Here is a 12,054-nt window from a genome sequence, read left to right on the forward strand (position 1 = left end):
TGAAGGTCGGCCGGGGCGAGGTCGCAGCGATCCGTCAGATGACGAAGTCGCTGGGCGACGCGGCCGCCGAGCTCGGTGGCGGCCATGCCCGCCATCTCGCCGTCCGCTACCTCCACGACGACGTCGCCCCCTGGCTGGACGGGACTTGGAGTGAAGCCGTCGGCCGGGAGCTGTTCGCGGCGACCTCCCAACTCGTCCACCTGGCCGGGTGGATGGCCCAGGACGAGGGGAACCAGGGCGCCACCCAGCAGTACTACGCGCATTCCTTCCGGCTCGCTTCCGAGGCCGGCGACGCCGAGTTGGCCGCCACCGCCCTGCGCGGTCTGGCCGTCCAGGCCATCGACCTGGGTTTCAGGCCCACCGCCGTACGGATAGCGGAAGAGTGCGTCGACCAGGCCAAACACCTGGACGATTCCCGGGCCCTGGCCTACTACCAGGCCACCCTCGCCAACGCCGCAGCCCTCGACGGCGACCGGCGCACCGCGACCAGCTCGCTCGCCGCGTCCCAGAGCGCGATCGAACGGGCCACCGGCGCGCCCGGCGGGTCGTGGGCCTCGCACTACAGCATCGGCCGGTGGGCCCACGAGTCCGGCATGGTCCTCGCCCGGCTCGGCGACTACAGCAGCGCGCAGGAACACCTCCGCCACGCGCTCGACATCCACGGCCTCGACCGCCGCCGCACCCGTGCGATCGTCCTCGCCGACCTCGGCACCGTCCGCCTCCGGCAGGACGACGTCGACGGCGCCCTCGCGTCCTGGAACGAGTTCCTCGACTGCGCGGACGGCATCCGCTCGGTCAAGGTCCAGGACGCCGTCCGCGACCTGCGGGCCCGCCTCTACCGCCTCCGCGACGTGGCCGGTGCCGGGGAACTCGACGAACGGGCTGCGGCGTTAGGGTGAATCGTGGCAGACGACCGGCCGGGCCCGTCCGACAGTCGGGAGCACTGGCGATGGGTGCGGGGCTTCCTCAACGACCACCGCTTCGAGTTGACCAAGCGGCTCCTTGCCGGAAGCGATCCCGAACGGCTGGTGCCGGGGACTCCGCTGCTGGCTCGGTGGCACTGGATTCCGGAGCGGCCGGTGCCGCTGGAGCGCGTCCGGCTGCGGTGGGTGCCGGACGCGCCGGAGGCCGGGTTGGACGGCGGTGAGCCGGAGCTCGACCGCATCCGCCCGCGCCGGAGGGACGGAACGGCCTACCACCGCTACGCCGACGCGGTGCGGGATCTCGCCAGGCCCAGGCTGTTCGAGGACCGAAGCTGCTACCGCCTGCTTGATGTCGGGACGTCTGCGGGCGATCCGACGCTGGCCTTCGGCCGCGGCCGGTACTTCGACGTGATCAACATCTGTGAGGCCGTCGCGCACGAGTACGCGGCGGCGGTCCTGGCAGGCGGGGCCGCCACGCCCTTCCGCGCCGCCATCGGCGATCCGACCGACCTCGCGCGCCGGCCGGTCATGGCGGCCATCAGTACGCTGACCATCCGGCACGATCGCAGGACCGGCGAAGCGGAGTTCGTGCTGCACTGGCGTGATCCCGGGAAGGTCGCCAGCGGCGGGGGTCTCTTCCAGGTGATGCCGGTCGGGATGTTCCAGGCCTCGCACGACGCGCCGTGGAACGAGGGGAACGACTTCGACCTCTGGCGGGCGATCCTGCGGGAGCTGAGCGAGGAGTTGCTCGGCAGCACCGAGGACTACGGGAGCGACAGGGCGCCGATCGACTACGCCGCCTGGCCGCTGGACAAGTCGCTCACCGCGGCGCGCGCGGACGGCCGCCTGCGGGTGTTCTGGCTGGGCCTCGGGATGGATCCGCTGACCTTCGTCACCGACATGCTGACCGTGGCCGTGTTCGACGCCGACCTGTTCGACGAGACGTTCCGGCGCATCGTCTCGACCAACGACGAGGGGCACCGCGTCGGGCTGGAGGACGCCACGGGACGCTCGGCCGGCATCCCGTTCGCGGCCGAGCAGGTGGATCGCCTCACCACCACCGAGCCGATGCAGCCCGCCGGCGCGGCGCTCCTGCGGCTCGCCTGGCGGCACCGGAAGGCGCTGTTGCAGCTCGCCTGACACAAGGGAGGCCCCGGACCGCCCGACCGGTCCGGGGCCGTTCACCACGTGCGCGTCAGACGGCCTTGGCGGCCGCGAAGCGGGACGAGACGTCCTGCCAGTTGACGACGTCCCAGAGCTTCTCGACGTAGTCGGGGCGGACGTTGCGGTACTGCAGGTAGTAGGCGTGCTCCCAGGCGTCGAAGGCGAGCAGCGGGGTGGTGCCCTGGCCGACGTTGCCGTGGTGGTCGTAGACCTGCTCGACGATCAGGCGCTTGGCGAGGGGCTCCCAGGAGAGGATGCCCCAGCCGGAGCCCTGCACGCCGGTGGTGGCGGTGGTGAGCTGCTTGCGGAAGGCCTCGAAGCTGCCGAAGTGCTCGGTGATGGCGTCGGCCAGCTCGCCCTCGGGGCGGTCGCCGCCCTCCGGGGAGAGGTTCTGCCAGAACAGCGAGTGCAGCACGTGGCCGGACAGGTGGAAGGCGAAGGTCTTCTGCAGGCCGACCAGGCCGCCGAACTGCTCCTTGTCGCGTGCCTCGGCCAGCTGGTCCAGGGTGTCGTTCGCACCCTTGACGTAGGCGGCGTGGTGCTTGGAGTGGTGCAGTTCGAGGATCTCGGGGGACATCGCCCGCTCGAGCGCGGAGTAGTCGTACGGCAGGTCGGGAAGCGAGTAGGTGCCCATGCTGGGACACAGCCCCTTTCGATGAACAGTGATGATCGTGCCGGGACAACACTATTGCGTATGAGTTGCAGGAACGAAGCATGGGCTCCTGCTTATTCCTCACGTCTCGTCGGGCACAATGGTCGCGAGTGCATGTAATGAGTGATGAGGGTGAGTGACTGTGACAGGGTCACCGGTGGTGCTGGGGATCGAGTCCTCCTGCGACGAGACCGGCGCGGGTCTGGTCCGGGACGGCGCACTGCTCGGGCAGGCGGTGGCGTCGTCGATGGACGAGCACGCCCGCTTCGGCGGGGTGGTGCCGGAGATCGCCGCCCGGGCACACGTCCACGCGATGGCGCCGGTGGTCGGCGAGGCACTGGCGCGGGCCGGGCTGACGCTCGACGACGTCGGCGCCGTCGCGGTGACGACCGGCCCGGGGCTGGCCGGGGCGCTCCAGGTCGGGGTGGCCGCGGCCAAGGGCTACGCGTTCTCGCTCGGCGTCCCGCTGTACGGGGTGCACCACCTGGCCGGGCACGTCGCCGCCGCGACGCTGGACGGCGGGCCGCTGCCGAACCCCTGCGTGGTGCTGATCGTCTCGGGCGGGCACACCTCGCTGCTGCTGGTGCGCGACCTCGCCCGCGACCCGATCGTCCACCTCGGCGACACCCTGGACGACGCGGCCGGCGAGTGCTTCGACAAGGTCGCCCGGATCCTCGGCCTCCCCTACCCCGGCGGGCCGGCGATCGACCGGGCGGCCCGGGACGGCGACCCGAAGGCCGTCCGCCTGCCGCGCCCACTGACCGGACCGCGGGACGACCCGTACGCGTTCTCGTTCTCCGGGCTCAAGACGGCCGCCGCCCGCTGGGTGGAGGCGCAGCGCTCGGGCGGCTCGGCCCCGTACGTCCCGGACGCGGCGGCCGGGCTGCAGGAGGCGATCGCCGACGTGCTGACCCGCAAGGCGGTGCGGGCCTGCACCGATCACGGGATCGGCACCCTGGTGGTGGTCGGCGGGGTCGCGGCCAACTCCCGGGTGCGGTCACTGGCCGAGGAGCGCTGCGCGGCGGCCGGGATCGCGCTGCGGGTGCCGCCGCTGAGGCTCTGCACGGACAACGGGGCGATGGTGGCGGCGATCGGCGACCTGCTGGTCCGCTCCGGCGCCGAGCCGGCTCCGGCGGAGCTGTCGGTGGATCCGTCGGCGCCGCTGGAGTTCGCGGCGTTGACGCCGTTGGCGCCGTTGGCGCGGACTGCCGCGGCCTGACGGCGCGTCGGCCCGCCGTCGGGTTCATCCCGACGGCGGGTTGAGCTGACAGCCGGTCGACCCGGCACTCCGACCTGACAACGGTTCGATCTCGCCCGACGCGAATCCGTTCCCAAGCCTTCCCCCAGCCGCAACGGGTGTGACATTTTACATGTCACACATCAGGAACCGTGTGCCCCCAACCGCACGGCAACCCTCAACGGCCCCGGAGGCCCCCACAGATGCGTCCCTCCCGGATAGCGAAGGCCGGCGCGCGCAGACTCCCTGCGCTCGGCGTCGCCTTCTTCCTCGCGCTCGGTCTCTTCGCACCCCAGGCCCACGCCGCCGACACCCCTGCGGCCCGCCCCTCGACCACCCCCACCGGCAAGGCGGCCGCACCGCACTCCGTGCCCGTGCCCAAGTCCCCCGACACCCCGAAGGACGCCCGCCCGCTGGCCGCCGACCAGCAGGCCAAGGCGACCGCCCCGACGGCGGCCAGTGCCACCGGGGCCGGCCTCGACGCCAAGGCCGACAAGGCCGCCAGGCAGCTCGCCGCCGCCCCCGCCTGCGACGTCTCCGCCTTCACCGGGAACACCGGGGCCGCGCTCGTCCAGCGGGTCAAGGCCGCCGGCCTCGACTGCGTCAACACGCTGTTCACCCTGACCGGCAACGACGCCAAGGCCGCGTTCAACGAGGCCCAGATGGCCACCGTCGCCAACGCCCTGCGGGACGTCTCCGCCACCTACCCCGGCGACGACTCCACCTCCGCCGGCCAGCTGGTCCTGTTCCTGCGCGCCGGCTACTACGTGCAGTGGTACAACCCGGACGTGGTCGGCCCGTACGGCGCCACCCTGCAGACCGCCATCCGCGGCGCCCTCGACGGCTTCTTCGCCGCCCCGCACAGCAAGGACGTCACCGAGTCCAACGGCGCGACCCTCGCCGAAGCCGTCACCCTGATCGACAGCGCCCAGGAGAACGCCCGTTACACCGGCGTCGTCAAGCGCCTGCTCACCGACTACACCGGCTCCTGGACCGGCTCGATGGCCACCGCCGTCGCCAACACCAAGACCGTCATCGAGCGCGGCTTCGACCTCCCGGCCTTCACCGCGGCCCTCCAGGCCGACCCCTCCTTCGCCACCACCATGGCGTCCTTCGTCACCCGCAACAGCTCCCAGCTGAACGGCTCCGACCTGGTCACCTCGATCGGCATCCAGATCGGCAACCTGGTCGCCAACGACGCCACCAGGGCCCAGGGCCGGCCGATCGTCAAGGACCTGGTCAACCGGTACCCGCTGGTCGGCGCCACCGCGCCGCTCACCATGAACCTGGTCTGGTTCGCGGAGAAGAAGGACACCGGCAACTGCGCCTACTACGGCACCTGCGACCTGCCCACCCGGCTCGTCCCGCTCGTGCTCACCGTCGACCACACCTGCAACGCCAACCTGCGCATCCGCGCCCAGGACATGACCGCGCAGCAGCTCGCCGACACCTGCACCAGCCTGATCAACGAGGACCAGTTCTTCCACAAGGTGGTCAAGGACAACGGCCCGGTCGCCAACGACAACAACACCAGCCTTGAGGTCGTCGTCTTCGACGACTACTACGACTACAGCCTCTACGCCTGGGAGATGTACGGCATCGCCGTCGACAACGGCGGCATGTACGAGGAGGGCGACCCGGCCAAGCCCGGCAACCAGGCCCGCTTCATCGCGCACGAGGCCGACTGGCTGCGCCCCGCCTTCCAGATCTGGAACCTCAACCACGAGTACACCCACTACCTCGACGGCCGCTACGACTTCTACGGCGACTTCGACGCCGGCATGACCACCCCGACCGTCTGGTGGGTCGAGGGCCTCGCCGAGTACATCTCGTACAGCTACCGGGGCGTCCACTACGACGACGCCGTCGCCCAGGCCGCGAAGGGCACCTACACGCTGAGCACCCTCTTCGACAACACCTACGACAACTCCGACTCCACCAAGGTCTACAACTGGGGCTACCTGGCCGTGCGCTACATGCTCCAGTCGCACCCGCAGGACGTCGACGCGCTCCTCGCCAAGTACCGCGTCGGAGACTGGAACGGCGCCCGCACCCTGCTCAAGACCACCATCGGCACCCGCTACGACGCGGACTTCGCGACCTGGCTCAAGGCCTGCGGCGCCGACAACTGCGGCAGCCTGCCCACCAGCCAGGCCCCGCTGTGCACCGCCGGCGACACCCGGCAGTACGACAAGAACTGCCGCCGCGACGGCGTCGCCGCCACCACCGGCAACTACAGCTACAGCTTCCTCAACCTGCCCGCCGGCGTGAAGCAGCTGACCATCACCACCACCGGCGGCACCGGCAACGCCGACCTCTACTACAACGGGGGTACGTGGGCCACCACCGGGTCGAACCTGGCCAAGTCCACCAACGCCGGCAACGGCGAGACCCTCACCATCACCAACCCGCCGTCCGGCTGGGTGTACTTCAGCCTCTACGCCCAGCAGGGCTTCGGCGGCGTGACCGTCACCACCACGTACAACTGACCCGCGCACAAAGGACATCGAGGAGGGCCCCGCGTGCGGCGGGGCCCTCCTCGCGCGTTCGGGCCCCTCGCGCTCAGCCCTCCGCCGACCAGGTCACCACGGGCGGGCGGACGGCGGCGCACAGCGGACGGCCCTTGGCGTCCGTCAGGCGCAGCCGGGCCACCAGGACGCCGCGCTCCACCGCCGCCCCGGCGACCTCCCGGTCGACCGCCGCCAGCAGCAGCTTGGCCCGGCGGAGCAGCGCCCAGCCGTCGCCGTCCCTGGTCACCCAGTTCAGGTAGACGAACCGGGCGCCGGGGCCGCCCTGCACGTACCGGCCGGTGAGGTCCACGCCTCCGGGGAGGTCCGCGCCGCCCGGCACCGGCCTCGCCTCGCACTCCAGCGACCAGCGGGCGCGCGGCGCGTCACCCGGGACCGGGTCGAGCAACTCGGCCGGGCGACCCCGGCGTTGGACGGCGACGTGCAGGTCCCGGTAGCCCGGGAAGCCCGGCGCGGCGGCACACTCACGCCCCGGCAGGTCGGTGGCCTCAATCCTCAGCTCCATACCGATATGGTCCCCCACCGCACGCCCTGGAAAGTTATAACGATCGGCCATCTAATGCGCCGCGCAATCCGGACCGGCAGTTGGTCATCCTTTGTCAAAAGAGCGTCAGGAACACTGGCTTTCGGTTAAGGTCCGGGGTTAGATGAAAGTCGGTTCGGGGTTCCGATCGGAATGCCGAATTTCCGCCAAGCCGCGGGCATCCTTGCTCCACCGTGCCTGCCATCCCGGGAATGGAGAGTACCCATGAAGATGATCAAGGCGATCGTGAAGAAGTTCAAGCGTGACGAGGACCTCGCCGACCACTCGTGGATCGCGCACGTCATCTGACGTACCGTCACCATCGGGGGCTGTGGCCGGGCCACGGCCGGGCCGCGGCCCCCGCCGGCGCTGCAGAGCGCCCCACCCGTTCACCTGCCCGGAGTTCTCCCGGCCGCCCGAGCTCTCCGCCCGCCGGGGGAATCCATTTCATCGCCATTTCATTGGAGGCGGGATTCTCATGGAAGAAATGGCGCCGACAGCCGGGCGCGCCCATTCTGTCGTTTACGCCCCGAAGATCCAGGACCTGCTGACCAGGGAAGAAAAGGTATTCCGGATCGACGCCCGCACGGTCGGCGTCTCCGACAGCGGGCTGATGGCCGAAATCGTCGCGGCGCGCCCCGTGCGGTCGGCGGAACGCTCGGTCTACAAGCCCGCCGCGGGAGCGGACATCCACCACGACAGCGCGACCCGGACGATCCGCGCGCTGGGGCAGGACGTCATTGCGGGCATCAGGACCCCGCCGCCCCCGGCACCCGGGCTCTCCGGCGCCTGGCCCTACGCCGCCACCTCCTACCTGCGCCGATGGCTCTTCGCGTCCGACCCGCTGCCGGTCTCCCTCCTGTCGAAACGCGGTGTCACCCGCTCCGACCGGCTCTCCCGGATCGTCGACCGCGCCGTCACCGTCTGGCCGGGGTCCGCTGCCGAGGGCAGGAGCACCGCGCTGGCCGGGCAGATCCGCGACGCCGACGGCACCCGGGAGCGCAGGCAGGCCATCGCGCTGTACCGGCGGTCGACGGCCACCCTCTGCGACGGGGTGGCCGCACTGGCCGGCAACGCCCTGTGGCTCATGGGGCCGGACCGGGAGCGGGAGGGCGCCCGCGCCGACCTCACCGAGGTCCTGTGGGAGACCCTGCGACTGCTCCCGCCCGCGTGGATGCTGTTCCGCAACGACGGCCACGCCTACACCGGACTGCACCCCGAGATCCGCCCCGAGGACCGCGTCGCGCTCTTCCCGCTCCTGATGCACCGCCATCCGGAGCACTGGTCCGACCCGCTGGAGTTCCGGCCCGAACGGTGGGCCGGGGTGGCGGACCCGGAGAAGACGCCCGGGTTCATGCCGTTCGGCTTCGACGGGGCCCGCTGCTGGGCCAAGCACCTGATCGTGCCCCTGGCCGAACGCCTGCTGAACGTCGCCCTCGACCACCGGCTCACCATCCGCGGCCCGCAGCAGGAGACGCACGTCCCCCTGCGCTCCCTGCTCTCCGTACGGTTCGACGCCGGGATCAGGGCCTGACCCACGAGCCCCGAACACCCTGACACCACGGGACACACCATGGAATCGCCCACGCTGGCCGACTGGGTCGGCGACGTCCGCAGCTTCACCGGCCACCAGTGGCAGCGCAAGCCCGCGGTCTTCACCCCGGAGAAGCTCGCCTCGCCGTTCGACCTGGACGCGTTGGACGCCGCCTTCGACACCGGGCTGCTGCGCACCCCCTACCTGGAGATGGTCCGCTCCACCAAGGTGACCGTCCCGCCCGAGGCCTACACCACGTCACGCACGGTCAACGGCGTGACGTACCACGGCTTCGCCGACCGCGCGAAGGTCCTCGCACTCCTGGGCGTCGGGGCGACGCTGCTGCTGCGCTGCGTCGACCAGTGGCACCGCCCGACGGGCGAGCTGGTGGCGCGGCTGTCCGAAGAACTCGACCGGCGCGTCGAGGCGTTCTTCTTCGTCACGCCCGCCGGCGGCCAGGGCCTCGCGGTGCACCGCGACGACGCCGACGTGTTCGTCCTCCAGGCGGCCGGACGCAAGACCTGGTACGTCCACGACGCGCCGGGCACGGCGGACTGGTCGCCGGGAGAACTCCCCGACGACGAGCACTCCCCGCGCCTCCTGCACAGCGTCCTCGAACCCGGCAGCGTGCTCTACGTCCCGCGCGGCTTCGCACACCGCGCGGTCGGCGCCGCCGGCCTCTCCGCCCACCTCTCCCTCACGATCCGCGACGTCTCCGTGCCGGACCTGCGGGCCGCCCTGGAGCAGCGGTTGACGGACGGGCTGGGCCTCCCGGCGCGCCCGCTGGGCGAGGGCGCGATCGACGACTCCTGCGCCGCGCTGCTCGACCACGTCCGGGCCAGGCTCGACATGATCGAACCGGAGGACCTGCGGCTCACCGCCCGGGCCGCGCAGGCACGGGCGGCCCGGGCGGAGGCGGCGGAGAACGCGGAGCGCGCGGAGACGTTCGCCGAGGCGGCCCGGGGCTGGGAAGGCGGCGGGACCGACGCCGGGCGGGCCGGGCTGGCGTCCGTCAGCCGCACCTGGCGCAGGCTGCGCGACGCGGCACGCACCACGCACTGACGCGCTGGCGCAGGTTCGTCAAAGACACACACCGCGCCCGGCAAGCGCCGCCCGTCCTCCGTACCGCCGTGATGACGACGACGGTACGGAGGACGGTCGGCACCGGCCCTCGACGGCCGAGGACGCTAGACCCGCTGCGCCGGGACCGTCCGGTCCCGCTGGAGGTCCAGCAGCTCACGGAACAGCCCGTCCGGGCGCGCCGCCAGCTCCGCCCAGGTGCCGGTCTGCACGATCCGGCCCCGGTCCATCACGATCACCCGGTCCGCCACCGCCGCGTTGGCGATGTTGTGCGTCACCAGCAGCGTGATCCGCCCCGGGGCGAGGGCCCGCAGCGCGTGCAGGATGCGGTGTTCGGCGCGCGGGTCCAGGTCCGAGGTCGGCTCGTCCAGGATCAGCAGCCCCGGGCTGCGCACCGTCCGGTACAGCGCCCGGGCCACCGCCGCCCGCTGCCAGCCGCCGCCCGACAACTCGGCGCCGCCCCACCAGCCCTGGGCCAGCAGCGTGCGCCAGCCCGACCGCAGCCGGGCCACGATCTCGTCGAAGCCCGTCCGCGCGGCCGCCCGCTCCACGTCCGCCATCACCTGCTCGGTGAGGTGCCCCAGGTGGACGTTCTCGGCCGCCCCCAGCGGCCAGCGCGCGAACTCCTGCGGCACCCGGGCCACCCGCGACCACATGCCGTCCGCGTCCAGTTCCTCCACCGGCACGCCGTCCCAGCAGATCCGGCCGGACTGCGGCAGGTAGAGGCCGGACAGCAGCTTCAGCAGCGTCGACTTGCCGCTGCCGTTCTGCCCGATCACCGCCACCACCTCCCCGGCCCGCAGCGTCATGCTGACCCCGCACAGCGCCGGCTCCTGCTGCTCGCCGGGGTAGGCGTGCCCGAGGTCCGCGACCTCCACCAGTTGCGGCGCGTCCGGCACGATCCCGCCGCGCCGGATCCGGTGGCCGCCGGCCTCGTCCAGGAAGGTGAAGTAGTCGTCCAGGTACAGGCCCATCCGGTACAGCCGGGCGCCGTTGCCGACCAGGCCCTGCAGCCCGGACGAGGCCGTCCGCAGCGCGAACGTCGCCGTACCCGCCGCCGCCAGGTCGATCCGGCCGCTCGCCACCAGGTACAGCAGCGTGCCCCAGACCAGCGCGCTGCCCGCCCCCGTGCCCAGCGAGGCCAGCAGGGAGACCTTCGCCGCCTCCCTGGTCGCCCGGTCCGTCGCCTCGACGATCTTCTCCTCGGCGCGGCGGTACTTGGCCATCAGGAACGGCGTGACCTGGTCCGAACGGACCTGGTCCGCGCGGGTCTTGTCGATCAGGAACCAGCGGTAGACGCGCAGCGCGCCACGGTCCTCGTTGGTGGCCACGGCCGCCAGGTAGTGGATCCGGGCCGTCCGGACGGCCGCCACCCCGGTCGGCACCGAACCCAGCAGCAGCAGCGGCACCAGCCACGGGTGGAGCGTCGCCAGGACGCCCGCCGCGGCGGCCAGCGAGACCGTCGAGGCGATCACGTCCTGGGCGTTGGAGAGCAGGTCCGGCGTGGTCGAGGCACCCCGATCGGCCGCCTCCCACTGCTCGTTGTACGCGGGCTCGTCGTACGCCCGCAGCTCGGCCGCGCACCCGGCGGCGATCAGCGCCAGCTCCGCCTCCCGGGTGACCCTCGGCGACACCCGGCCGGACAGCCCCACCACCGCGATCCCCAGCACCGCGCGCAGCGCGGCCGAGACGGTCAGCAGGAGCAGCGACGGCGCGGCGGTCCGCAGGTGCTCCCCCACCGGGCCCGCCACCAGCAGCGCGCCCAGGGTGCCGGTCGTCGCGTACAGCGCCAACGCCCCGAACACGCCCGCCAGCGCCTGGCACACCAGCAGCAGCACGGTGGACGTCCGGTCCGCCGCCCACGCCAGCGCCAGCGCGCGGCGCACCAGGTGCGGGAGGCGGCGCAGCATCGCGCTCGCCGACATCGACGCGCCGGCCTCGGCGCGGCGGTCGCCGGGGAAGCGCAGGCGCAGTTCCTCGTCGTGCTGGTCCTCGTCGTGCTGGTCTTGAACGGGCTGGTCGGGCGGGGTGTGGGGCCTCTCGGGCTTCACGATCTGTTCGGACACAGTGCTCCCTGCTCCCTGGTACGACGGCCGGTGGCCGCAGCGGATCCGCGCGCGGGCAGCCCTCACCGCCGAGTGGGCGTGTGGGGTCGGCAGCGGTGCCGGAGGGCACTCTGCGAGGGGCTGGCTGCGGTGCGGACCCCGATCCTGGCAGCGGTCCGCCGGGCCGTCCGGCGTGTCCCGGCCGGTCTCACTCGATCCGGGCGATTCCGTGTCGGCGGCGGCGAGTTGGTGGCAATCGATCACCGGGAGGGTCCGCGATGTTCGATTCGGGGCCGGTTGCGGCTTTCTCCGGACGTGCGGTCCGACGATCACAGGACCATCCCGGCCGAGCCCGCGCCGTCCGACCT

Annotated in this window: 9 protein-coding genes; 6 read left to right on the top strand and 3 right to left on the bottom strand. The window is 72.3% G+C overall.

The window, feature by feature from the left end:
* Window positions 1–38: 38 nt before the first annotated feature.
* Together ACFVTF_RS11680 and ACFVTF_RS11685 are read left to right on the top strand one after the other, a co-directional pair.
* Window positions 39–899: a tetratricopeptide repeat protein gene (locus ACFVTF_RS11680; protein ID WP_387812316.1), complete on the top strand. Its 861-nt coding sequence runs from the start codon at window positions 39–41 to the stop codon at window positions 897–899.
* Window positions 900–902: 3 nt separating this feature from the next.
* Window positions 903–2,063 carry an XRE family transcriptional regulator gene (locus tag ACFVTF_RS11685; protein WP_387812319.1) on the top strand — a complete coding sequence of 387 codons (1,161 nt, stop codon included), beginning with the start codon at window positions 903–905 and terminating at the stop codon, window positions 2,061–2,063.
* Window positions 2,064–2,118: 55 nt separating this feature from the next.
* Here ACFVTF_RS11685 and ACFVTF_RS11690 read toward each other — a convergent pair whose 3' ends face one another.
* Window positions 2,119–2,721, bottom strand: coding sequence for a superoxide dismutase (locus ACFVTF_RS11690; protein ID WP_350886711.1), 603 nt, complete (start codon window positions 2,719–2,721; stop codon window positions 2,119–2,121).
* 175 nt (window positions 2,722–2,896) lie between these two features.
* Between ACFVTF_RS11690 and tsaD the strand changes: the two genes are divergently transcribed.
* Both tsaD and ACFVTF_RS11700 read left to right on the top strand, forming a co-directional pair.
* Window positions 2,897–3,958 (top strand): tRNA (adenosine(37)-N6)-threonylcarbamoyltransferase complex transferase subunit TsaD, encoded by a 1,062-nt coding sequence (gene tsaD / locus ACFVTF_RS11695; protein ID WP_387812552.1) that lies wholly within the window; start codon window positions 2,897–2,899, stop codon window positions 3,956–3,958.
* 221 nt (window positions 3,959–4,179) lie between these two features.
* Window positions 4,180–6,465: a M9 family metallopeptidase gene (locus ACFVTF_RS11700; protein ID WP_387812322.1), complete on the top strand. Its 2,286-nt coding sequence runs from the start codon at window positions 4,180–4,182 to the stop codon at window positions 6,463–6,465.
* Between the two features lie 73 nt (window positions 6,466–6,538).
* On the opposite strand, the gene ACFVTF_RS11705 is transcribed toward ACFVTF_RS11700, so the two are convergent.
* On the bottom strand, window positions 6,539–7,009 hold the full coding sequence (locus tag ACFVTF_RS11705; protein ID WP_387812325.1) for a DUF5990 family protein: 471 nt from the start codon (window positions 7,007–7,009) through the stop codon (window positions 6,539–6,541).
* A gap of 505 nt (window positions 7,010–7,514) precedes the next feature.
* Between ACFVTF_RS11705 and ACFVTF_RS11710 the strand changes: the two genes are divergently transcribed.
* Window positions 7,515–8,561, top strand: coding sequence for a cytochrome P450 (locus ACFVTF_RS11710; protein ID WP_387812328.1), 1,047 nt, complete (start codon window positions 7,515–7,517; stop codon window positions 8,559–8,561).
* Window positions 8,562–8,600: 39 nt separating this feature from the next.
* On the top strand, window positions 8,601–9,623 hold the full coding sequence (locus tag ACFVTF_RS11715; protein ID WP_387812331.1) for a JmjC domain-containing protein: 1,023 nt from the start codon (window positions 8,601–8,603) through the stop codon (window positions 9,621–9,623).
* Between the two features lie 125 nt (window positions 9,624–9,748).
* Here the strand turns inward: ACFVTF_RS11715 and ACFVTF_RS11720 are convergent, their stop codons facing one another.
* Window positions 9,749–11,707, bottom strand: a complete 1,959-nt coding sequence (locus ACFVTF_RS11720; protein WP_387812334.1) for an ATP-binding cassette domain-containing protein — start codon at window positions 11,705–11,707, stop codon at window positions 9,749–9,751.
* Window positions 11,708–12,054 lie beyond the last annotated feature (347 nt).

This window comes from Kitasatospora sp. NPDC057940 (assembly GCF_042887425.1).
Taxonomy (GTDB): Bacteria; Actinomycetota; Actinomycetes; order Streptomycetales; family Streptomycetaceae; genus Kitasatospora.

Bases quoted from the DNA above. Each gene is read 5' to 3' on its own strand.
- ACFVTF_RS11710 (WP_387812328.1), top strand. From the start codon at position 7,515: ATGGCGCCGACAGCCGGGCGCGCCCATTCTGTCGTTTACGCCCCGAAG.
- ACFVTF_RS11680 (WP_387812316.1), top strand. From the start codon at position 39: ATGACGAAGTCGCTGGGCGACGCGGCCGCCGAGCTCGGTGGCGGCCAT.
- ACFVTF_RS11690 (WP_350886711.1), bottom strand. From the start codon at position 2,721: ATGGGCACCTACTCGCTTCCCGACCTGCCGTACGACTACTCCGCGCTC.
- ACFVTF_RS11715 (WP_387812331.1), top strand. From the start codon at position 8,601: ATGGAATCGCCCACGCTGGCCGACTGGGTCGGCGACGTCCGCAGCTTC.
- ACFVTF_RS11700 (WP_387812322.1), top strand. From the start codon at position 4,180: ATGCGTCCCTCCCGGATAGCGAAGGCCGGCGCGCGCAGACTCCCTGCG.
- ACFVTF_RS11705 (WP_387812325.1), bottom strand. From the start codon at position 7,009: ATGGAGCTGAGGATTGAGGCCACCGACCTGCCGGGGCGTGAGTGTGCC.